Here is a 22615-nt window from a genome sequence, read left to right on the forward strand (position 1 = left end):
CCCTGGCCAAAGATGATCAGGTTGCGGGTGACGATATTGGCCCCCTCGACCGTGATCCCGATAGGAATGGCGCGGTAATGCGGTTGCAGGTAATTCAGAGGCCCGTCGATCACCGCCTTGCCCGAATGCACGTCCATCGCGTCGTTGATGCTTTCACGCATCCGCGTTGTGGCGTGGTATTTCATGATCGCGGAAATCACCGCCAGCTTGTGCCCCTCGTCCAGCGCGGCGGTGGTCAGACGGCGACCGGCGTCGATGGTATAGGCATTGGCCGCGATCCGCGCCATCGGCTCTTGCACGCCGCCGAACAGGCCGATGGGCATGTTGAACTGCTTGCGCACGCGGGCATAGGCCCCCGTGGTGTGCGCCGCCAGCGCCGTGCCCGCAGCCGACAGCGACGGCAGCGAAATGCCGCGCCCTGCGGCCAGCGCGCTCATCAGCATCATCCAGCCCTTGCCAGCGTAATCCGGCCCGCCGATGATGTTTTCCAGCGGAATGAACACGTCCTTGCCGGTGGTCGGCCCGTTCATGAACATCGTGCCGGACGGCAGGTGGCGGCGGCCGGTTTCGACGCCCGGCAGATCGGTGGGCACCAGTGCGCAGGTGATCCCGATGTCGGGTGTGTCCCCCAGCAACCCCTCGGGGTCGCGCAACTGGAACGCCAGCCCCAGAACGGTGCACACGGGTGCCAGGGTGATATAGCGTTTTGCCCAGTTCAGGCGGATGCCCAGAACCTCCTGACCCTGCCAGTCCTGTTTGCAGATCACCCCTTCGTCCACCATGGCCGAGGCGTCCGAACCTGCGTCTTCGCTGGTCAGACCAAAGGCAGGCAACTCTTTGCCCGAGGCCAGACGCGGCAGCCAGTCGTCGCGCTGCTCTTGGGTGCCGAACTGCAAGATCAGCTCGCCGGGGCCAAGCGAATTGGGCACCATCACCGTGACCGCACCCGCCACCGACCGGCTGGAAATATAGCGCACTACTTCGGAATGCGCATAGGCAGAGAAGCCCAGTCCGCCATATTCCTTGGGGATGATCATGCCGAAAAACCCGTTGGCGCGCAGGTAATCCCACGCCTCTTTGGGCAGGTCACCTGCCACCTGGTCAATCTGCCAACTGTCCAGCATGTCGCAAAACACGCGGCACGGCCCGTCGACAAAGGCCTGTTCGTCCGGCGTCAATGTCGGCGCCTTCATGTCGCGCAGCACAGACCAGTCGGGTTTGCCCGAAAACAGCTCGGCCTCGAAATGCACATCGCCCGACGAAATCGCCTCGGCTTCGGTCTCGGACAGGGCGGGCAGGGCGGTTTTGGCCCATTTGAAGATGGGCTTGGTGATGTAATCGCGGCGAAATGACATGGTGTTCTCCTCCACATCAAAAACGCACAAGGCGCGGCCAAAGTTCCCCCAACGGGTGTATCCGGGCCGATGCGCGCCCTGGCCGATGGGCGGCGAACAGTCCACCCACGTCGCGGGTTTTATCAGTCGGCTGGTTTTGCGAATTGGGCGCGTTCAGTCCTTTTGCAGCATATCGTCGCGCAGCGGAACGGTCTGACGTTCGATCATCCGGTGCACCGACGGCGATCCTTCGCCGCGATGCAGCACCCGCAGGCGGTCCGACAGGGCGGCATCCGCCTTGGTGCGCCGTTCGTTGTGTCGTACATATTCGCCCCAAGTTGGTACATGATAGCTTTCGCTCCAGTGATCCGGCTGGTGCAGGTCGCGCAACAGCGCCCATTGTTGTGCGCCGTCACGAATGCGCACGCGCCGCCGCAGGCTCATCGCGGCCAGAAATTCGGGGACATCTTCCTGCGCGATTTCATAGTCGACCATGACCATCACCGGACCGCTGCGATAGTTCAGGTCAAATCGCGTGGCTGGTTCCTTGAAGCGGTTGAGCGGGCCCAGATCCAGGCCGCTGAATTCCGGCAAGGGCAGTCGCAGGCCAATCAGCGCGCCGACCGCCAGCATGCCGGCGGCCCCCAGCAATGCGACTTCGGCGTTGCCGGTGCGTTCAGCGATGGCCCCCCACAGCAAGCTGCCCGCCGCCATGCCGCCAAAGGTGCCGGTCTGGTACAGGGCGATGACGCGCCCCACCACCCAGCGCGGCGTCGAAAGCTGGATCGTGACGTTGAACATCGACAACGCCAGCACCCACGCCGCCCCTGCCAACATCAGCGCGGCCCCCGACAGGACCGGTTGCACGCTAAAGGCCAGCAGGACGCAGCTAAGCCCGAACACGACAAAGCCGCCCCGCGCGATGATCTCGTTGGTAAAGCGGTTGCGCAGGCTGGCGTTGGACAAGGCACCGGCGACAGCCCCCATTCCGAAGCAGCCCAGCATCACGCCGTAGACAAAGGCGGTGGCGTTCAGCGTTTCGCGGACCACGACCGGCAGAAGGGCCAGCAAGGCAATGGCCGACAGGCCGAACCAGAACCCGCGCAGGATGACCCGCATCAGGTTTGGCGACATCGCCACATAGCGCAGCCCGGCGGCAAAGGCGCTGCCCATGGGTTCGCGGGGCAGGTGGGTGTCGCGCACCGGGGCCTTCCAGCGCAGCAGGGCAAGGATAATGGCCACGTAGCTAAGCGCGTTGACGGCAAAGGCGGCCGCGGCCCCGGCGATGGCCACGATTGCGCCGCCCGCAGCCGGGCCGACGCTGCGCATCAGGTTGAACCCCATGCTGTTCAGCGACACCGCCGAGGGCAGTTCCTCGCGCGAGACGATGTCGCCCATGGTGGCCTGCCACGACGGGTTGTGCAAAGCCGTGCCGCAACCGATCAGAAAGGTGAACGCCAGCAGCAGCCATGGCGACAGCCAGCCTTCGAATGCCATGAAGGTCAGGATGATCGACACGCAGAACATAAATGCCTGCGCGATCAGCATGACGCGCCGGCGGTCGAAGTTGTCGGCAAACACCCCTGCCAACAGCGAGAAAATCATGATCGGCAGCGCCACCGACCCTTGCACCAGCGCCACCATGTTTTGTGAATCCGACAGCGATGTCATCAGCCACGCGGCGCCGACCGCTTGCACAAGACCGCCAAAGTTCGAGGCCAGAGCCGATATCCAAAGAGAGCGAAAAGTCTGGTTTCGGAACAGGATAAGGGGCGAAATCTGATCTGGCACGTTGGCAGCCTTTTGCTAACACGCTGGTTTTGGCATGTTTCACAAAGGAGTTATAGCCAATCGTGCCAAGATCAAACAGGTTCGGCGGTGATCCTCGCGATGACCGCTGTTGAAGCGTTTGAAAAAGCTAGCTTGCGAGCCGCTTTTCCATCGGTGCAGCTTCGGGGGTGGCGCCTGAGCATTTGAAATAGCCGACATCCCGGGTCATCGAATCCACACCCGCTTGCAAAAGTTGTACCGCACTTGAACTTTCGCCCGCCATTGCCGCGTTCTGTTGCACGGCGCGGTCCAGATCACCGACGGCACTGTTCATTTCATGCAAGCCGCTGCTTTGCTCGGCTGCGGCCGAGGCGATGTGCAGGATGCTGTCGCGTATTTCCGTGACTGTGGTGTCAATGGAATGCAGCGCCTCGCCGGCCTGACCCACCAGATCAACCCCGCGCCCAACCTGACGTTTCGAATCCTCGATCAGTTGGGCGATTTCGCGGGCAGCTTCGGACGATCGCTGCGCCAGTTCGCGCACTTCGGATGCCACCACGGCAAAGCCGCGTCCCGCTTCGCCTGCACGCGCGGCTTCCACGCCTGCGTTCAACGCCAGCAGGTTGGTCTGAAAGGCGATGTCGTCGATCACGCTGGTGATCCGAGAAATGGATTGCGAGCTTTCCGCGATCACGTTCATGGCGCTGATCGCGTCCCCGACCACGACGCTGGAGCGTTCAGATTGCTCTTTGGCCTGTTGGACCTGATGGCTGGTGTCGTTGGTCATCTCTGTCGCACTTTTGACGGAGAACGTCAGTTCTTCCAGCGCGGCTGCACTTTCTTCCAACGTGGCGGCCTGTCGTTCCGACCGGTTGGACAGGTCGTTCATGCCGGACGAGATCGAAGCGACCTCTTGTGTGACCTCAAGCGCCTGTCGCAAAACGCCCGCCAGAACGCTGTCAAGCCGCTCGACCGCGTTGTTGAACTGCACGCGGATGTTGTCAAACTCTCCCAGGTCGTCGGTCAGCCGCACCGTCAGATCGCCCGTAGCAAGGCTGCTGAGCCCCGCCTGCATGGCATCGGCGGTGCGAATATAGGGCGTGGTATTCACCGCGAATTTAACAACCTTCACCACCTCGCCTGCGGCGTTGCGGATCGGATTATAGCTGGCGCGGAGGTTCACGGTACTGCCAGACTTTCCGATACGCTCAAAAGCGCCATCCTTGGCTTCGCCGCGCCGCAGATCTTCCCAGAATGTCTGGTATTCCGTGCTTTTTGCATGGTCAGAGGTGACAAACAGCCTGTGGTTTTTTCCGACGATTTCTTTTGCCTCGTACCCCATTGTTTCGCAGAAAATGTCATTGGCGTGCAGGATTTTGCCCTTGGGGTCGAATTCGATCACCGCCTGCACTTTCTGGATTGCGCTGACCATCGCATTTGCATCGGCCTCCATGTCGCGTGCCTCAGTGATGTCAAAAGAGTATTTGACCACTTTGAAAGGCCGCCCTTCGGGGTCAAGCAATGTCTCGTAGGTCGCCTGAAGCCAGCACGCCTTGCCGCTTTTGCTGATGCGTTTTACCTGCCCTGTTTCCGAGGCGCCGGTGCCAAGCCGTTTCCAGAACCCCTTGTATTCGGGCGTTCCGATTTCTTCGGGTGGCATGAATATGTTGTGATGCTTACCTTTAAGCTCTTCCTGGGTATAGCCCACGGTGTCCAGAAACAATTGATTGGCGCTTAGGATTTTGCCCGACAGGTCGAATTCGATCACCGCCATCGACCGATTCAGCGCATCAACCTGACTGCGATTGTCACGGCGGCGCATGTGCATCCCCGTGATCTCGCGGGCGACAACGATGGTGTAATCATGGCTGCCGTCGGGTTTCATGATCGGGGTATAGGTCGCATCGAACCAGATTTCGTCGCCCTGCGCATTTAGCCGGGGCACGATCTGATTTGTGGTTTTGCCGCTTTCCACAGATTTCCAGATTTCCATGAATTCGGGCTTGGTATGGTCCTTTTGGCGAACGATATGTTCGTAATTTTTGCCAATGATGTCTGTGGGCGCGACATCCAGAGCCGCGCAAAAGTTGTCATTGACCGACTGGATTGTCCGGTCTGGTGCAAGGCGCGCGATGACGTGCGAATTCTCGAATGCCTGCATTTCGCGTTTCAGAATATCCAACTCGGGATTTTTTCCCTTGAACCAAGCCATTATCACATCCGTGCATAGTGAATGAAAAAGTATTGGTGCAGACACTGGCGGTCAAAGGCTTCAAAACCATTAATCCGGGGCGAAAGAAGCATCGCATTGTCGGTAAATTTGTGCGCAGCCCGGAGGCGTGGCGCGCACGCGATCCAGGATGGGCGCTGCTTTGGTGGCGGGGCATCACGGCTTTTGCTCTGTTTTCAAGCGATTGGTCGCAATTGCCCCGCCGCGGCGCTACATTGTCCGATAATCCGCACCTTAGACGTTGCCGCGCCCCATGCGCCGCGCGATGGTGTGCGAAAGGAGATACCCATGTCGATCACCGCAAGCATCTATCACCTGACCCATTACAAATACGACCGGCCGGTCACGCTGGGGCCGCAAATCATCCGCCTGCGTCCTGCGCCGCACTCGCGCACGCGGGTGATTTCGCACGCGTTGTCCGTGTCGCCGGTGGATCATTTCGTGAACCACCAGCAAGACCCCTATGGCAACTGGATGGCGCGGCTGGTGTTCCCCGAACCCGTGCGCGAATTCAAGATCGAGGTGGATCTGGTGGCGGATATGTCCGTTTATAACCCCTTTGATTTCTTCGTCGAGGACAGCGCCAAGGATTTTCCTTTTGCCTACGGGGCAGAGATTGCGGACGATCTGTCGATCTATCTGAAAACCGAGCCGCTGACGCCCAAGCTGGAGGCCTTCCTGAAAACCGTGTCGCGGGACAAGATGGTCACGATCGACTTTCTGGTCGGGCTGAACATGCGTCTGGCATCGGAGATCAACTATGAGATCCGCATGGAGCCCGGCGTTCAGACGCCCGAGGTGACGCTGGGCCGCGCGTCGGGGTCGTGCCGCGACAGCAGTTGGTTGCTGGTGCAGATCCTGCGCAATCTGGGCATCGCGGCGCGGTTTGTGTCGGGCTATCTGATCCAGTTGAAACCGGACCTGATTGCGCTGGACGGGCCTGCGGGCACCGACCATGATTTCACCGACCTGCACGCCTGGGTCGAGGTGTATCTGCCCGGTGCGGGCTGGATCGGGCTGGACCCGACATCGGGGCTGTTGGCCGGCGAAAGCCATATTCCGCTGGCCGCGACGCCGCATTACGCCAATGCCGCGCCGATCACCGGTGTCGCCAGCTTTGCCGAAGTGGAATTCTCGTTCGACATGCAGGTGAAGCGCACGGCCGAACATCCGCGCATCACCAAGCCGTTCTCGGACGAATCGTGGGATGCGCTGAACGCGCTGGGCCAGAAGATCGACAAACGGCTTGAGGCCGGCGACGTGCGGCTGACCATGGGCGGCGAGCCGACGTTCGTGTCCATCGACGACTTTGAAAGCGCCGAGTGGAATTCCGATGCGGTCGGTCCGACCAAACGGGTGCTGGCGGACAAGCTGATCCGCCGTTTGCAGGACAAGTTTTCGAACGGTGGGCTGCTGCACTATGGGCAGGGCAAGTGGTATCCGGGCGAGACGCTGCCGCGCTGGACGTTTTCGCTGTACTGGCGCAAGGACGGCAAGCCGATCTGGAAAAACCCCGATCTGCTGGCCCGCGAAGACACGCATCAGGATGTCGGCCCCGACGATGCCAAGGCGCTGCTGGACGGCATTGCGGAACATCTGGCGGTGCCGCGCGACAACGTGCTGCCGGCCTTTGAGGACCCCGCCGACTGGATCATCAAGGAAGCCAACCTGCCGGAAAACGTCACCCCCGAGAACAACAAGCTGAAAGACCCCGAAGAACGCGCCCGCATCGCGCGGGTGTTTGAACGCGGGCTGACCACGCCTGCGGGCTATGTGCTGCCGGTGCAACGCTGGCAGGCGCGCGCCGAAAGCCGCTGGATGTCCGAAGTGTGGAACATGCGGCGCGGCAAAGTGTTTCTGGTCGCCGGTGACAGCCCTGTGGGCTACCGTCTGCCGCTGGGCACGCTGCGGCATATCCCCGAGGCCAGCTTTCCTTTCATCAACCCGCAGGACCCGATGGATGACCGCGCCCCGCTGGCCGATCCCGATGAGATCGCGGCCCGCCCGCAGGCCGTGGCCCACCGCACCGATGCCACCGCAGGGCAAGAGGTTGTGGAACAGACCATGGCCCGCGATGGCGACCTGAGCGGGTCCGTGCGCACCGCCATTTCGGTTGAACCGCGCGACGGGCGTTTGTGTGTGTTCCTGCCGCCGGTCGAAACGCTTGAGGATTATCTTGAGCTGATCGCTGCCACCGAAGCTGCGGCAAGTGCAACCGGCCACAAGGTGCTGATCGAAGGCTACAGCCCGCCCAGCGATCCGCGCATCGAGGTGATCCGCGTGGCCCCCGACCCCGGTGTGCTTGAGGTGAACATTCACCCCGCGGCCAACTGGGCCGAATGTGTGAACACCACCGAAATCGTCTATGAGCAGGCCCGCCAGTGCCGTCTGGGCGCGGACAAGTTCATGATCGACGGACGCCACACCGGCACCGGCGGCGGCAACCACGTGGTTGTGGGCGGGGTCAAACCATCCGACAGCCCGTTCCTGCGCCGTCCCGACCTGTTGAAAAGCCTGATCCATTTCTGGCAGCGTCACCCCAGCCTGTCCTATCTGTTCTCGGGCACCTTCGTTGGCCCCACCAGCCAGGCCCCGCGCATCGACGAGGCGCGGCATGACCAGTTGTATGAGCTGGAGATTGCGCTGGACCAGATCTGGCCGCCGACCAAGGGCGATGTGCCGCCGCCGTGGCTGACCGACCGTCTGCTGCGCAACAGCCTGATTGACGTGACCGGCAACACCCACCGCACCGAGATTTGCATCGACAAGCTGTATTCGCCCGACGGCCCCACCGGGCGTCTGGGGCTGGTCGAATTCCGTGGCTTCGAGATGCCGCCCAACCCACGCATGAGCCTTGCGCAACAGGTGCTGATCCGTGCCATTATCGCGCGCTGCTGGGATGATCCAATCAGCGGCAGTCTGACCCGCTGGGGCACGCAATTGCACGACCGGTTCATGTTGCCCGAATTCATCTGGGACGACTTTGTCGAGGTGCTGGACGACCTGAAGGCGCACGATATGGCGCTGGACCCGATGTGGTTCGAAGCGCAGGCCGAGTTCCGCTTTCCGTTCTGCGGCGAGGTGACCTACGAGGGGATGACGCTGGAGTTGCGTCAGGCGCTGGAGCCGTGGCACGTGCTGGGCGAAACCGGCGCGATCGGCGGCACCGTGCGCTATACCGACAGCTCGGTCGAGCGGTTGCAGGTCAAGCTGACGGGGGCCAACCCCGACCGCTACCGTGTCACTGCCAACAAACGCGTGGTGCCGCTGGCCCAGACCCGCGCGCCGCAGTCGCGGGTGGCCGCCGTGCGCTACAAGGCGTGGAAACCGGCGCAGTCGATGCATCCGGTGTTGGAGGTCGACGCGCCGCTGACATTCGACATCTACGACATATGGACGGGCCGGTCGCTGGGCGGGTGCCGCTATCACGTGGCGCACCCCGGTGGGCGCAACTTTGACACCTTCCCGGTGAACGGCAACGAGGCCGAGGCGCGGCGGTTGTCGCGGTTCGAACCCTTGGGTCACACCACGGGTGCGTTCACGCCGCCGTCGGAAATACCGCACCCCGAGTTTCCGTTCACGCTTGACCTGCGCCGACGCCCGGGGTTGTAGTCAGCCGGATATGGCCAGCGCACAAACCCAGCCGCCAGCAGCTCTGAACGATCTGCTGGCCAATTACACCACGCAAACAGGCGTCCACGACGAGATGATCGGCGCGGACGGCACGGTGAAACCTGCGTGGCGGGACCTGATGGAGCATCTGGGCGGGCTGACGACCGACGGTCTTGGCCACCGCTTTGACCGTGGCGACCAGTATCTGCGCGAGGCCGGCGTGCTGTATCGCCAGTACGACGACACCGTGTCGTCCGAACGCGAATGGCCGCTAAGCCATATTCCCGTGGTGCTGGGCGAAAGCGAATGGGCCGAGATCGGCACAGGGCTGGTGCAGCGTGCCGACCTGCTGGAACATGTGGTGCAGGATTTCTACGGGGCGAATGATCTGGTCCGGTCGGGGCAGATACCGGCGGCGTTGCTGGGGCAAAACCCCGCGTGGCTGCGCCCGATGATGGGGGTGCAGCCCAAATCCGAGCCTTTCCTGAACTTCCTGTCCTTTGAAATCGGGCGCGGTCCCGATGGCAAATGGTGGGTCATCAGCGATCTGGTTGAATCGCCGACCACCACCGGCTTTGCCATCGAAAACCGTGTGGCGCTGACGCGGGTGTTCCCGAACTTTTTCAGCAACGCCAACGTTCACCGCATCGCGGGCTTTTTTCAGGACATCCAGCAACGTCTGTTCGACCTGAAGGGCAAGGGCGCGGGACAGATTGCCATGCTGAGCCCCGGGCCGATGAACCAGCATTATGCCGAGCACGCCTATCTTGCGCGCTATCTGGGGCTGCTGCTGGTCGAGGGCGAGGATCTGATCGTAACGGACGGTCAGGCGATGGTACGCACGGTGTCGGGGCCGAAGCCGATTGGCCTGCTGTGGAACCGCGTGCCTGCGGCGATGATCGACCCGCTGGAACTGGACGCGGGGTCGTTGATCGGCACGCCGGGCCTGCTGGACGCGCTGCGCCGTCGCACGCTGCGCACGCTGAACGCCGAAGGGGCGGGGGTGCTGGAAACCCGCGCGCTGATGGCCTTTCTGCCCAAGATCGCGCGCAAACATCTGGGCCAGCCGCTGATCATGCCAAACATTGCGACGTGGTGGTGCGGGCATGATGCCGAACGTGACCATGTGATCAAACATTGCGAACAGATGATGGTCGGCTCGGCATTTTCCACGGTGCCGCTGATGGCCGATCCGGGCACGTTCGTGTTCGATGCGGACAAACAGGGCAGCTTTCCCGACCATGTGATGCGCCTGCTGCAAACCTCGGGGCGCGAGCTGGTGGGGCAGGAAACCGTGACCCTGTCGACCACGCCGGTCTATGAAGACGGCCGTCTGGTGGCGCGGCCCATGTGTTTGCGGGTGTTTCTGGTGCGCACCGCCAGCGGATGGCAGATGATGCCGGGCGGTTATGCCCGTGTCAGCGGCGGCAACGACCCCAAGGCACTGGCGATGCAGCGCGGGGGCCAGGTGGCCGATGTGTGGATCGTGTCGGACACGCCGGTGCCACAAACCACCCTGCTGACGCCGCAGGCCGATGCGCCGACGCGCGCGTTCTCGGAAGCGGCGCTGCCGTCGCGGGCGGCGGACAACCTGTTCTGGGTGGGCCGCAACGTCGAACGCGCGGAATTCAACGTGCGCCTGTTTCGCGCCTATTTCGCCCGCATCAGCGACGGGCTGCGCCCCGATGCGCCGATCCTGCGCTATATCCGCAAGCATCTGATGTACGGCGTCAGTGCCGACGTCGCCGAGATGGCCGAACGGTTCGAGACACCGCTGCATCAGGCACTGCACGCCGCAACCAAGATCGGGGACCGCTTTTCGCCCGACGGGATGAAGGCGCTGAAAGACATCGTGCAGGATGTGGACCGCCTGCGCGGCACCAAGGTCGAACAGGACGAGATCCTGTCGGAAATCAGCCTGCTTTTGCGCAAGATCACCGGCTTTAGCGGGCTGGTGCACGAGAATATGTACCGCTCGCACGGCTGGCGGTTCCTGAGCCTTGGCACCTCGCTTGAGCGGGCGGCCGGCATGGTGCGGGTGCTGCGCGCGCTGGGCCGCGCGGACGCGCCCGACGGCGCTCTGAACCTGGCGCTGGAGCTGGGCGACAGCATCGTGTCGCACCGCGCGCGGTTCTCGGTTGTGGCGGACAGGGCGTCGGTCTTTCACATGTTGGCGCTGGATGGCAACAACCCCCGCTCGGTCCGGTTTCATGTCAGCCGCGCCCACCAGCAGATCAAGGAACTGCCGGGGCAGACCGGGGGCGCGGTCCTGGGGGCGGTGGCGCAGCGCATCCTGCTTTTGGAAACGCAACTGGCCACGGTGACCACCGACCGGCTGACCCCCGCGATGTTCGACCAGATCGAGACCGAATTGTGGGCGCTGTCCGATGCGCTGACCGAAACCTATCTGGTGTAGCGATGGAATATGACATTCGCCTGTCCCTGACCCACACCTACCAATTGCCTGCGGGCAACGGGCGGCATGTGGTCCGCGTGGTGCCGCGCGCGCTGGGACAGCGCCAGCAGTTGAAGCTGTCGATGCTGACGATCACGCCGCAGCCGTCCGAACAATTCGACAGCGTCGATTTCTTTGGCAACCAGACCACAACCTTTGTGCATTCGGATGTGCACAGCAAGATGGTGATTTCGATGGCCTGCCGCGTGGTGGTGCAGGAACCTGCGCCGCTGCTGGACTTTCCGCTGAGCGCCGACCAACTGGCGGTGGAACTGGCGGATGTGCGCGAGATGGGGCCGCTGTCGCCCACGCATTTTCTGGGCCCATCGCCGCGTTTGCAGGCGAATTCGGAAATCTCGGCCTTTGCGCGCGACATGCGCCGCGACGGCGAAAACGTGGCCACCACGGTCGTGCGGCTGGGCGAGGCACTGCACACATTCATGACATTTGACGCGACGGCCACCACGGTGGACACCAACCCCGTCGATGCCTTCAAGCTAAAGCGCGGGGTCTGTCAGGATTACAGCCACATCATGATCCTGGCGCTGCGGTCGCTGGGCATCCCCGCAGGCTATGTCAGCGGCTACCTGCGCACGATCCCGCCCAAGGGCGGCACCCGTCTGGAAGGGGCCGATGCGATGCACGCCTGGGTGAAGGCGTGGTGCGGTGCCGCGCTGGGATGGGTGGAATACGACCCCACCAACCGCTGCATCGTCGGCACCGATCATATCGTGGTGGGCTACGGGCGGGATTACGCTGATGTCAGCCCCGACATCGGTCATTTGCGTTCGGCGGGGAACCAGACCACGGCGCAGTCGGTTGATGTCAAAGTGGTGGCCTGAACGCCGTCTTGGGTCTGATGAGGCGTCAAACGAACGTCGCAGCCCCGCACCAACCCTTTTTGAACGGAATTTGACGCAATGCGCATCTATGCCTGCCCCAGTTGCCGTGCCACCGCCTATTTCTCGAACCAGCGGTGCATCTGCGGCAGCACCCTGGTTTATGACCCCGAGCGTGACGCTTTTGTGCCGGACGCGCAAAGCTGCGCCAACCGGGCGCAGATCGGCTGCAACTGGGTGGCGGAACAAGCCGACACCGGCCTCTGCCGGTCCTGCGCCATGACCGAGGTCGTGCCCGACATCAAACAGGGTGACAACTTGGCGCTGTGGTCGCGGGCCGAGGCATCGAAACGCTGGGTGCTGGCGACACTGGGCCGCTGGGGGTGGTTCACCGATGCAGACACCGGACCGAACCCGCGCTTTCACCTGCTGTCCGAGGATACGGCCAAGGGGCACACCAACATCATCATGGGCCACCAGAACGGGCTGGTCACCATCAACCTGGCCGAGGCCGACCCCATCGAGGAGGTTCGCCGCCGCGAAGCGCTGAGCGAACGGCTGCGCACCATGACCGCGCATTTCCGGCACGAGATTGCGCATTTCCTGTTTGAACGTCTGGCCGCCGCGCATCCCGATTTTGTCGGCAAGTTCACGGGCGTGTTCGGTGATCCGCAGGCCGATTACGGCGATGCCTTGAAACGTCACTATGCCAATGGCACGCCGTCTGACTGGATCAGCCGGTTCATCACGCCCTATGCCTCGGCCCACGCGCACGAGGATTGGGCCGAAACCTCGGCCCATGTGATGCATCTGGCCGACATGCTGGACAGCGCGGTCGAGGCGGGGCTGACGTTGCCGGTGCTGAACAACTTGAAATACGACGCCTATGCCGAAACCGACGCCAAGGCGCTGATCGACACGGCGGGGGCCTACGGGCTGGCGCTGAACCACGTGAACCGGTCCATCGGGCACGATGACATCTATCCGTTTGTGCACAGCCAGACCGTGCAGGATAAGCTGGCAGCGGCGCACGGATGGCTGAGCGGGTCCAGCGCCTAAACCTGCGGTGCAATCTCGATCAGGTGGTTGTCGTAGGCCAGTTGCGCCGTTTGCAAGACTTGCGTGCTGCTGTCGGCGTGGATCACGCGGCCCAGACCCGTCGTCGCCAGCAATCCGTCCTTGGCCGCGACCACGCCGCACACGTCCTTTTCGGCCAGCCGCTGCACCAGCGCGCCGCTGTCCACGTCGAAGGCCTCCAACGTGCCGCCGCGCGGCGAGGTGATGGCCACCTGCGTGCCGTTGCCGGAAAAGGCGATGCTGCCGACGTAGCCTTCCAGCGCCGCGGCATCGCCCAACAGGCGCAGCGGCTCGCCGCGCCGGTGCAGACCCACGAGGGCCGGAGATTGCGCAATATCGCCCTGCCACTGCATCCCCACGGCCACCAGCCCGTCGGCGCGCACCGCCAGATGGCGGGTCGATGCGTGATGGTGGGGCGGCTCAATCATATCCAGCATTTCGCCGTCTTCGGTCAGGTAGGCCAGGTTGGGCCGCATCGTCGGCAGGTTCAGCTTCAGCCGCCCGCTGTCTGGATGGGTGTCGATGCCGCCATTGGCCACGACAAAGCCACCTTGGGGCAGCAGTTTGATGTCATGCGGACCGATCCCGCCCGATGCAAATTCGCCGATGCGCGTGTACCCAGCCGCCACGTCCCAGACGCCAATGCGCCCTTCGCCTGCGTCATAGTCGTTTTCGGTGGTGAACAGATACTGACCCGATGCGTCAAAGCTGCCGTGCCCGTAGAAATGCCGCCCCTCTGGACTGTCCAGTCGCGCCAGCACCGCGCCATCGCGACAATCCAGCACCAGCGCAAAGCGGCCCGGCCTGCGGGCAAAGGCCACGGCGACAGGGCGCGTCGGGTGGGCAGCGGCGGCATGGCCACGGGCAGGCAGGGGGATGCGGAACCGTTCGGCCCCCGCACGGTCCAGTCCGGTCAGGACATAGCTTTCATCCGGCAGACGCGCGGCGGACAGATACGCAGGGCTGCCCGCATCGGCCCATGTCGGTACCGGGGCCAACCCCGAGGCCAGAAGCCCCGCCAGGAATTGACGGCGGTTTGCCATGTCAGTCTCCGTCCAATGAATTAAAGCCCGCGCTGACGCCCAGTTGTGGGCCCAGCTTCATCGCCAGCAGGTCGCGGATGCTGTCGATGTTCTGTTGCAACACTTCCAGTTTCAGCCGGTTCTGCGGTTCATCGACCAGACTGAAATCCGCACCGCCGTCGATCTGCGCAATCTCGTCGGCGCGGGCCAGCGCCTTGTCAAATGCCGCGTCGATCTGGGACGTCAGGTCCGCGTCTTCGGAGGCCAGCGCGCGGGCAAGCTGTTGCAGGCTGGTCAGCGACACGACCACATTGTTCAGCGACCGTCCCGACCGGCGCATCTCGGCGCGGGTGGCGCGGGGGCGGTCGAAGGTGCCCAAGGGGCGGCCAATGCGGGTGTCCGAAGTGAACTCAAGACCGGTTTGCAGGGACTTGTACAGCTCTTGCAAGGCTTCGGTTTCGGACTGGTAGGTCGCATTCGTCGGATCGCGCAGCAGGGCGGCATAGCGGTCATTCCAGTCCTGCGCGATGGCCGTCGCCGTGTCGTTTGCATCTGCCGCCAGCGCCTGCACCAGCGCGCAGCGCGCGTCGCTGGCGGGATAGGCGGGATCGAACAACAGGAACTCCATCGCATAGACCCCGCGCCCCGCGACCGATGCATCGGCCACCGCAGGGGCATTTTCGCCCAACAGGGTGTTCAGCGCCTTGGGCGTGGCGCCACGTGGATCGGGCCAATAGGCCAGCGCAAAGCCGCGATTGTTCACTTCCGTCGGGCCAAAGCGCAGGTGCGACACCGCCTGCCATGCGTCCGATGCCTGCGCCCAGGCCGCGACCGGCGCGCAATCGTCCGAAGCGGCAAGGGCTGCGGTGCTGTCCGTCAGATGGGCGAAGGCGGGCAGAATGTGCTGGTCAAGGGCCGCATCCACCCGATCGTCGGCCATGGCCGACAGGGGAAGCAGGGCAACAAGGATAGCTAGGCGCATCAAAGGCTCTCCAGATAGGATACAAGCGCATCACGGTCGGGTATGGGCATGTTCACCACGCGGTCGCGGGCGGCCTGTGCTTCGCCGCCGTGCCACAGGATCGCCTCGAGCAGCGACCGCGCGCGCCCGTCGTGCAGGAACTGCGTATGCCCCGACACCTGCTGTGTCAAACCGATGCCCCACAGCGGTGCCGTACGCCATTCGGTGCCATCGGCCACGGCCTCGGGGCGGTTGTCGGCCAGTCCGGGGCCCATGTCGTGCAGCAGCATGTCGGTGTGCGGCCAGATCAACTGAAAGCTTTGTTCGGGGCGGTCGGTCAGGCGGCTGGTGACAAAGGACGGCTGGTGGCAGGACGCGCAGCCGGTATCGTAAAACACCTGCTTGCCGCGCAGCACCTGCGCATCGCCCACATTGCGCCGCGCGGGCACGGCCAGATTGCGCGAATAGTACACAACAAGGTCCAGCCCTTCCTGGTCAATCTCGAATCCGCGCGCGTCGCCGTCGCCATGCGGCGCCTTGCGGCAGGCATCCTGAATGGTCGAACATTCGCCAAAGGGATCGGGGTACAGCGGGTTGGAAATGCCGATGTCACCGGCAAAGGCCCCGGCACTTTGTTGCAGAACCGTCGGCGCGCCCGCCTTCAGGCCGAAACGGCCCAGCATGGGGCGGTTGAACTCGTCCGACCAGACGATGTTGGGACGGCCCGAAATGCCGTCGCCGTTTGCGTCGTCGGGATCGGCCAGCGCCAGAATGTCGGCGGCGGGGATCGTCTCGAGCAGGCCCAGCCCGATCATCTGCGGGGCCACGCGCGGCGACAGCATGGCCTGCGGGTGCAGCGGGCCATAGCCCAGATCGGCGGCGGTGTAGGTCGGATCGCGCAGCATCACCGTGGTGCCATCGGCCAGCGTCACGGCGCGTTCTTCATAGTCGATCTGCAACCGGTATTCGGCGGGCAGGCCGGGCAGGGCAAAGTCCTGCAATTGCGTGCCATAGGTCGGGTCGGGTGCGGTGCCCAGATAATCCTTGATCTCGGCGATGCCTGCCGCTTCATCAGGAATCGAGACGCGCAGGAACATCGACACCGCGTTTTCCGCATTCGGCCCCGGCGGATGGCCGCGCCCGTCCTTCAGGTGGCACCGTTGGCAAGACCGCGCATTGTACAGCGGCCCCAGCCCGTCCGACGCCAGCGTGGACGACGGCGACGACACCCAGATCTTGCGGAACAGCCCGTTGCCGACCTTGAACGCCAGTTCTTCCTCGAAACCGATGTTGCCCGATGGTTGCGAAAACGCATCGGCGTTGGGTTTGACCCGCACGGTGGCGGCACCGCCCGGCAGGTCCTCGAACCGTTGCGGTTTGGTGAACTGTAGCGGCGGGGCCAGAACCTTGGCGATGCGAGCCGTTTCGGCATCGGTGCGCGGGACCACGTTCAGGTGCGGGTCATCCGCGATGGCTGTGTATCGGTCGGATTGCGCGTGCGCCGGCGACAGCAAGGTTGCGCCGAGACAGGCCGCGACAAAGAGGGTGCTTGTTATCTTCATAAACCTGAGCAATATTGTCAGAAATTAGAGTCGTCCAGTCCTTTGTGCCCTGAAAACACGCGGGTTTGATCATGAAACCGTCTTCTATTCAGCCTTTGTATGCACCCGATCATGCGCCTGTGGAACCCGACCGGTCCACTTTGTCGGCGCTGCGTATTGCCGCATGTGGCTGCCGCGCGTCGGCGCGGCTGGGCGTGGAACAGGCCTGTGCCATGATTGATGCGTCGCCGGACAAGGCGCTGCACACCCTGCTGGGCGCATTGCCCGAGGCCTTTGGCCACCCGACGCGGTTCTTTCGTGTGGGCGAGGCCGAGCTGAGCTTTGACGAACGCTGGGTGCTGGCGGCGATTGATGCGGCCAGCCGGGGCGACGGCGACAGCCTGTATTTCCTGATTGCCCGCCGCGTACCGGCCTATTTGCGCCGATGGGTCGCTTTTTTGGTACGACGCGTTGCCGACAGGTTCGGGCAACATACATCCTGTTCAAACAACTGAAGGAGCACCCCAATGGGACAACCCGTATCCGAAATCAGCACCAGCGCCCGCGAGGCGATTGCCGAGGCGCTGAATCAGGCCGTTGCCGAAACGGCCGTGGCGACCATGCTGGCGCAGAACTTTCACTGGAACGTCAAAGGCATGTCCTTTGGCCCGCTGCACACCTTGTTCCAGACGCTGTACGAGGACCACTTTGTCGCCCAGGACGATCTGGCCGAACGTATCCGCGCGCTGGATTGCCATGCCGAGGGTCAGCTGGCAGGCATGTTGAAACGCTCGAAGATCACCGAGCATGACGGTCACCAGTCGGACAAGGAAATGATCCAGATCCTGCTGGACGCGCAAGAGCAGTTGTCGGCGACCCTGTCGGGGCTTGAGCATGTGTCGAGCGAAAACGGCGACACGCTGACCGAGGATCTGGCGGTGGAACGCGGTCGCGTTCACGAGAAATTCGCATGGATGCTGCGCGCGCATCTGGCGTAAAATATGGCGTCATCCGGCGGTGCTGGGCGTTCTAAGCCTCGGCACAGCCGGATGGCGGCTCAAGATGTTGGCGCTGTTGTCAAAGGGGCGCGGGCGGGATGTCTTGGGCGTGGATCCCGTTATTGGCCATCGCCGCCACCAAGTGCCTGACTTGTTCCGCTGCCCTGTTCGGCAAATTCCCTGCACCGGTCGGCGGTTTGCACTGCGCGCGCGGCGCATGGGCGCTTAGGTTGCGGCGGGTGTGGGGGGATCTTTGGCGTCCAGCTCTTGCTGGATCACTTCGATGATGTCTTCGCCCAGATGGTCCAGGTGCACGCCCAAAGCCGTGCGGATCGCCTCGGGGTCGCGCGCCTGAAGGGCGCCGACGATCTGGCGGTGGTGCGAGATGACCCGCTCGCGGTTGCGCCGCTTGACTGCTGCCAGGAACCGCGACCGCCACAGCCGTGCCAGAAAGGTGCGGTGAATTTCCGCCAGCGGTTCGTTGTGCGACGCCCGCGCGATGGCAGAATGAAAACTCATGTCGATCTCGAACATGTCCAGCGGGTCGGCGGTGTCAAAACGGTCGGCCATCACATCGACGATGCTGCTGATTTCGGAGATGTCCTGATCGGTGGCACGCTGGCAGGCCAGTTCGCCCGACAGCTTTTCCACGGCCAGCAACACCTCGACCTCGTCGGACACCTGTTTGATCGACGGAATCGACACGATGGGGCTGCGCGCCGGGCGCAGGTCGACCAGACCTTCCTTGGCCAGGATGCGCACCGCTTCACGCAACGGTGTGCGGCTGACCCCCATTTCGCTGGCGTTGTCGCGTTCCTTGATGCTGGCGCCGGGTGCCAGTTTTCCGCGCAGGATGTTGCGGCGCAACTGGTTTGCGATCTGCTCGGATAGCGGGTTGTCGGTCATAAGATGTCCATCACTGGAAAGGGCAGGCATGGGTATCGCATGTTCTGCGCGGCATGTCTCTGTTTACAATTTGGTATACCGAAATTTGTTGATTGTCGATATGTGACCCGCTACGCTCCCGGCGGATGGTATACCATCTTGACCAACTTTTGGTTGTAGAAGGTTGGCATGAAAAAGAGGGCGGCCCAGATGTCGCTTAGGGAGGAAAGACACTATGAAACTGAAGACACTTTTGCTGTCGACGGCGGCTGCGGCTATGGTTGCGGGTAGCGCGTTCGCACAGGATGTGACGCTGCGCATCCAGACCCACTATGCCACCGAACACCCCACCGGCAAGCTGCTGGCGCAGTGGATCGACGACGTCCAGACCATGTCCGATGGCAACATCAGCATCGAAATGTTCTATTCATCCTCGGTGGTTGCCACGACCGAGACCTTTGACGCCGCGATCAACGGCATCCTGGATTGCGACGCCACGGGCGGCGCCTATCAGACCGGCAAGAACCCCGCGTTCCAGTTCGTCGGCGACATCATGGGCGGCTATGACACACCATGGCAGCAATACAGCTGGCTGTATTACGGTGACGGCTATGCCGCCGCTCAAGAGTTGTACAACGCCCAAGGCATGCAGTTGATCGGCTGGTCGATTTACGGTCAGGAATCGCTGTCCTCGTCCAAGCCGCTGGCCGGTTTCGAAGATGTCAAAGGCTGGAAATTCCGCTCGCCTCCGGGGATGGAGACCGAGATTTTCCAGGAACTGGGCGCATCGCCCATCGTCATGGACTTTACCGAAATCTTCACCGCACTTGAAACCGGTATCATCGACGGCGCCGATGCCTCGGGACTGGCCAACAACGTCGGTCTGGGTCTGTACGACATCGTGAAACACGCCACCTACCCTGGTTTCCATTCGATGCCGTCGGACCACCTGGCGTGCAATCAGGACGTGTGGGAGGGGCTGACCGAAACGCAGCGCCGCATCATCGACACGGCCTGGCAGAAACTGTCGTTCCATGTTGCCCTGTCCAACGAAAAAGCCAACGCCGAAGCGGCGGCAGCCCTGAAAGAGCAAGGCGTGACGCTGTATGACTGGTCGCCCGAAGACCGCGCCGAATTCCGTCGCGCCGCCCAGGTGGCATGGGACGACTGGGGCACACGTTCGCCCGAAGCGGCGGCCCTGCTGGACAGCCACAAGACCTACCTCAAGCAACTGGGTTTGCTGAGCGACGACTGATCCGGCGGCGGACGCACGTCTGACGCCGACATCAAGGCGGGCCTGATTGGCCCGCCTTATTTCACCGGACCCAGACGTTCGGGAAAACCTTGTGGGGAGGCAATTGATGCAGGAAAGATCGCTTTGGCTGGGCCGGATGCGCGCGCCGATCAAAACGGCGATGATCGGGTTCGTTGGACTGACGGTGGTGCTGTATGCGCTGCTGGTCGGGCAACGGCTGTTTTTGGAAAACGCCTACGGGATGTACGAGATGATCCGCCCGGCCGGCAAGCCGCTGGTGCAGGTCATGCTGATCAGTCTGGCGGCGGCCTTGCTGTTTGCATCGCTGTTTTTGTCCGACACCAAGGGGGCGATTGAGACGCCGCCCGAGGGGGTGTTTGATCTGGTGTCCGTGGTGCTGGGACGGCTGGCGATGATCATGACCGCCTTTGTGGTGCTGGTCATGTTCTACGAAGTTGTGTCGCGCTATGTCTTTGCCCGCCCGACGCTTTGGGCGAACGAGCTGTCGCTGTGGATCGCGGCCTTTGTCTTTTTGCTGGCCGGGCTTTACGCCATGCAGCAACGCAGCCACATCCGCATCTACGTCATCTACAACATGATGCCCCGCTGGGCGCAAAAGGCGTCGGACTCGATTTCGGTTCTGCTGATCGTGGGCTTTGCCTTTGCGCTGGTCTGGGGCGGTTATTCGGATGCGGCCAGGCGGTTCTTGCGGATGGAGACATTCGGCACCGCATGGGACCCGCCCATTCCCGGCATCATCAAGCCTGGCGTTTTGCTGATCATCGTTCTGGTGGCCATTCAGGCCGTGTCGAACCTGATCGCGGACTGGCACAAGGACCCCGAAGAACACACCCCCATGGACGAGATCGACGAAACCGAGATCGCCAACATCCGCGCCACGCTGAAAGAGGACTGAATACATGGTCGATATCGGCACCCTGTCCCTGATCATCCTGCTGGCGATGTTTGCGTTGCTGGCGATTGGTATGCCGCTTGGCTTTGCCTCGGCCTTTCTGGCTGTTGTCACGCTGGCGCTGAAATTCCCGCCCGATCTGTTGTTCGGCACCTTCGGGCGCGGCCCGCTGTCGGTGCTGGGGCAGGCGGTGTATCGACAGATGACAAACTATGTTCTCATATCTGTCCCGTTATTCATATTTATGGCGGCAATGCTGGAACGGTCCGGCATTGCGCGCGATATGTATTCGTCGCTGAACGTCTGGCTCAGCCAGGTGCGCGGCGGCATTGCCATCGTGACCTCGATCATGGCGGTGATCATGGCGGCGATGTCCGGCATCATCGGCGGCGAGGTCGTGCTGCTGGGTCTGATTGCGTTGCCGCAGATGCTGCGGCTGGGCTATGACCGCAACCTGGCCATCGGCACGATCTGCGCGTCGGGGTCGCTGGGCACGATGATCCCGCCGTCGATTGTTCTGATCTTTTACGGGTTGGTCACAGAAACCTCGATCAAGGCTCTGTTCACCGCGTCGTTCCTGCCGGGGTTCATGCTGGCGTCGTTTTTCCTGATCTACATCGTGGTGCGCACGCAACTGAACCCGTCGCTGGCACCTTTGCCCGCGCCGGTTCCGGGCGAGCCGCGCGGTGGCGAAAAGGGGCTGATGTTCCTGGGGTTCCTGTCGCGGTTCACGCTTTGGCTGGCCGGCGTGCTGATGGTGCGGGCGCTGTTCTTTACCGTCACGGGGGAAAACACCATCCGCGAAGGGCTGGACCCGATTCCGCTGGGCATGGTGTCGGATATTCCGTGGATTGCGGGCACGTTCGTATTGGCACTGATCCTGATCTTTTTCGTGGTGGGCCGCGAGCGGACCGCCAAGGGCTGGGCCATGGGCAAGGGGCTGATCGCGCCGATCGTCGTGATCGGGGTTGTGCTGGGGTCGATCTATGGCGGTATCACCGGCATCACCGAAGCCGCCGGCATGGGCGTGGTCGCGGTTTTTGTGATCGGGATGCTGCGCCGCGAGATGACCTTTGACATCGTCTGGGACAGTTTGATCCGCACGCTGAAATCCACCGGTACGATCATCTGGGTGACCATCGGTGCGGCAGCGCTGGCGGCGGCCTATACGCTGGTCGGCGGGCCGACCTATGTGGCCAACCTGATCGTGGGGGCGGACATGCCGACCATGGGCATCATTCTGGTGATGATGGTGGTGTTCCTGATCATGGGGATGTTCATGGACTGGGTCGGCATCGTGCTGCTGATCATGCCGGTGTTCCTGCCCATCGTGGTGCGCCTGCCCGCCGAGGAGATCGGATTTCTGGGCAGCGTCGATGCGCGGTATATCCCGATCTGGTTCGGTGTGGTGTTCTGTATGAACATGCAGGTCAGTTTCCTGTCGCCGCCCTTTGGTCCGGCAGCGTTCTACCTGAAATCCGTGGCCCCGCCCGAGATTTCGCTGACCGACATCTTCCGCGGCTTTCTGCCCTTCATCGCCCTGCAATTGCTGGCGCTGGCGGTGCTGCTGGCGTGGCCCCCGATCGTGACGATCTTTCTTTGACACCTGCGGGCGCGGCAGAGGCTGCCGCGCCCCGATCAATCATGCGATGCCGCTGTGGTGGATCGCCAAATCTGTAACAAGGGCGTCCCCGACGTGTGCCTGATCTGTAATGCCTGACAC

General features: G+C 62.7%; 16 protein-coding genes. 9 read left to right on the forward strand and 7 right to left on the reverse strand.

Annotated features, from left to right (window positions below):
- The 3 genes from AAC077_RS13155 to AAC077_RS13165 all read right to left on the reverse strand — a co-directional run.
- Positions 1-1355, reverse strand: a 1355-nt coding sequence (locus tag AAC077_RS13155; protein ID WP_339770308.1) for an acyl-CoA dehydrogenase, incomplete at its 3' end; no start/stop codon positions are given.
- Positions 1356-1508: 153 nt separating this feature from the next.
- Entirely contained in the window at positions 1509-3125 is a 1617-nt protein-coding gene (locus AAC077_RS13160; protein ID WP_339770310.1) for an MFS transporter, read from the reverse strand.
- A 127-nt stretch (positions 3126-3252) separates the two neighbouring features.
- Positions 3253-5316: a PAS domain-containing methyl-accepting chemotaxis protein gene (locus AAC077_RS13165; protein WP_339770312.1), complete on the reverse strand. Its 2064-nt coding sequence runs from the start codon at positions 5314-5316 to the stop codon at positions 3253-3255.
- 306 nt (positions 5317-5622) lie between these two features.
- On the opposite strand from AAC077_RS13165, the gene AAC077_RS13170 reads away from it, so the two are divergent.
- The 4 genes from AAC077_RS13170 to AAC077_RS13185 all read left to right on the forward strand — a co-directional run bounded on the left by AAC077_RS13170 (position 5623) and on the right by AAC077_RS13185 (position 13299).
- The gene (locus tag AAC077_RS13170; protein WP_339770314.1) at positions 5623-8946 is read left to right on the forward strand and encodes a transglutaminase family protein; all 3324 of its coding nucleotides are present in this window, start codon (positions 5623-5625) and stop codon (positions 8944-8946) included.
- A gap of 10 nt (positions 8947-8956) precedes the next feature.
- Positions 8957-11362, forward strand: coding sequence for a circularly permuted type 2 ATP-grasp protein (locus AAC077_RS13175; protein ID WP_339770316.1), 2406 nt, complete (start codon positions 8957-8959; stop codon positions 11360-11362).
- A gap of 2 nt (positions 11363-11364) precedes the next feature.
- Entirely contained in the window at positions 11365-12243 is an 879-nt protein-coding gene (locus tag AAC077_RS13180) for a transglutaminase family protein (protein ID WP_339770318.1), read from the forward strand.
- Positions 12244-12321: 78 nt separating this feature from the next.
- On the forward strand, positions 12322-13299 hold the full coding sequence (locus AAC077_RS13185) for a putative zinc-binding metallopeptidase (RefSeq protein ID WP_339770320.1): 978 nt from the start codon (positions 12322-12324) through the stop codon (positions 13297-13299).
- On the opposite strand, the gene AAC077_RS13190 is transcribed toward AAC077_RS13185, so the two are convergent.
- Genes AAC077_RS13190 through AAC077_RS13200 form a run of 3 tightly spaced genes read right to left on the reverse strand, consistent with a single transcriptional unit; the run spans position 13296 to position 16862 of the window.
- Positions 13296-14360, reverse strand: a complete 1065-nt coding sequence (locus AAC077_RS13190) for a DUF1513 domain-containing protein (RefSeq protein WP_339770322.1) — start codon at positions 14358-14360, stop codon at positions 13296-13298. The genes AAC077_RS13185 and AAC077_RS13190 overlap by 4 nt on opposite strands.
- Position 14361: 1 nt before the next feature.
- Positions 14362-15321 (reverse strand): imelysin family protein, encoded by a 960-nt coding sequence (locus AAC077_RS13195; protein ID WP_339770324.1) that lies wholly within the window; start codon positions 15319-15321, stop codon positions 14362-14364.
- Entirely contained in the window at positions 15321-16862 is a 1542-nt protein-coding gene (locus AAC077_RS13200) for a di-heme oxidoredictase family protein (protein WP_339770326.1), read from the reverse strand. Before AAC077_RS13200 ends, AAC077_RS13195 begins: the two co-directional genes overlap by 1 nt.
- Positions 16863-16933: 71 nt before the next feature.
- Here AAC077_RS13200 and AAC077_RS13205 point away from each other — a divergent pair, with 71 nt between their 5' ends.
- On the forward strand, positions 16934-17356 hold the full coding sequence (locus AAC077_RS13205) for a hypothetical protein (protein WP_339770327.1): 423 nt from the start codon (positions 16934-16936) through the stop codon (positions 17354-17356).
- Between the two features lie 12 nt (positions 17357-17368).
- Positions 17369-17839, forward strand: coding sequence for a DNA starvation/stationary phase protection protein (locus AAC077_RS13210; protein ID WP_339770329.1), 471 nt, complete (start codon positions 17369-17371; stop codon positions 17837-17839).
- 225 nt (positions 17840-18064) lie between these two features.
- Here the strand turns inward: AAC077_RS13210 and AAC077_RS13215 are convergent, their stop codons facing one another.
- Positions 18065-18745, reverse strand: coding sequence for a GntR family transcriptional regulator (locus AAC077_RS13215; RefSeq protein ID WP_339770331.1), 681 nt, complete (start codon positions 18743-18745; stop codon positions 18065-18067).
- Positions 18746-18959: 214 nt separating this feature from the next.
- Between AAC077_RS13215 and AAC077_RS13220 the strand changes: the two genes are divergently transcribed.
- The 3 genes from AAC077_RS13220 (at position 18960) to AAC077_RS13230 (ending at position 22495) form a co-directional block, all read left to right on the forward strand.
- Positions 18960-19979 carry a TRAP transporter substrate-binding protein gene (locus tag AAC077_RS13220; protein ID WP_339770333.1) on the forward strand — a complete coding sequence of 340 codons (1020 nt, stop codon included), beginning with the start codon at positions 18960-18962 and terminating at the stop codon, positions 19977-19979.
- A 106-nt stretch (positions 19980-20085) separates the two neighbouring features.
- Positions 20086-20895: a TRAP transporter small permease gene (locus AAC077_RS13225; RefSeq protein WP_339770335.1), complete on the forward strand. Its 810-nt coding sequence runs from the start codon at positions 20086-20088 to the stop codon at positions 20893-20895.
- A 4-nt stretch (positions 20896-20899) separates the two neighbouring features.
- Positions 20900-22495 (forward strand): TRAP transporter large permease subunit, encoded by a 1596-nt coding sequence (locus AAC077_RS13230; protein WP_339770337.1) that lies wholly within the window; start codon positions 20900-20902, stop codon positions 22493-22495.
- The last annotated feature ends 120 nt before the right edge of the window (positions 22496-22615 follow it).

The sequence above is a fragment of the uncultured Pseudosulfitobacter sp. genome (assembly GCF_963976325.1).
Classification (GTDB): Bacteria; Pseudomonadota; Alphaproteobacteria; order Rhodobacterales; family Rhodobacteraceae; genus Pseudosulfitobacter.

Bases quoted from the DNA above. Each gene is read 5' to 3' on its own strand.
- AAC077_RS13200 (WP_339770326.1), bottom strand. From the start codon at position 16,862: ATGAAGATAACAAGCACCCTCTTTGTCGCGGCCTGTCTCGGCGCAACC.
- AAC077_RS13205 (WP_339770327.1), top strand. From the start codon at position 16,934: ATGAAACCGTCTTCTATTCAGCCTTTGTATGCACCCGATCATGCGCCT.
- AAC077_RS13165 (WP_339770312.1), bottom strand. From the start codon at position 5,316: ATGGCTTGGTTCAAGGGAAAAAATCCCGAGTTGGATATTCTGAAACGC.
- AAC077_RS13170 (WP_339770314.1), top strand. From the start codon at position 5,623: ATGTCGATCACCGCAAGCATCTATCACCTGACCCATTACAAATACGAC.
- AAC077_RS13220 (WP_339770333.1), top strand. From the start codon at position 18,960: ATGAAACTGAAGACACTTTTGCTGTCGACGGCGGCTGCGGCTATGGTT.
- AAC077_RS13180 (WP_339770318.1), top strand. From the start codon at position 11,365: ATGGAATATGACATTCGCCTGTCCCTGACCCACACCTACCAATTGCCT.
- AAC077_RS13230 (WP_339770337.1), top strand. From the start codon at position 20,900: ATGGTCGATATCGGCACCCTGTCCCTGATCATCCTGCTGGCGATGTTT.
- AAC077_RS13185 (WP_339770320.1), top strand. From the start codon at position 12,322: ATGCGCATCTATGCCTGCCCCAGTTGCCGTGCCACCGCCTATTTCTCG.
- AAC077_RS13175 (WP_339770316.1), top strand. From the start codon at position 8,957: ATGGCCAGCGCACAAACCCAGCCGCCAGCAGCTCTGAACGATCTGCTG.
- AAC077_RS13210 (WP_339770329.1), top strand. From the start codon at position 17,369: ATGGGACAACCCGTATCCGAAATCAGCACCAGCGCCCGCGAGGCGATT.
- AAC077_RS13215 (WP_339770331.1), bottom strand. From the start codon at position 18,745: ATGACCGACAACCCGCTATCCGAGCAGATCGCAAACCAGTTGCGCCGC.
- AAC077_RS13225 (WP_339770335.1), top strand. From the start codon at position 20,086: ATGCAGGAAAGATCGCTTTGGCTGGGCCGGATGCGCGCGCCGATCAAA.
- AAC077_RS13190 (WP_339770322.1), bottom strand. From the start codon at position 14,360: ATGGCAAACCGCCGTCAATTCCTGGCGGGGCTTCTGGCCTCGGGGTTG.
- AAC077_RS13195 (WP_339770324.1), bottom strand. From the start codon at position 15,321: ATGCGCCTAGCTATCCTTGTTGCCCTGCTTCCCCTGTCGGCCATGGCC.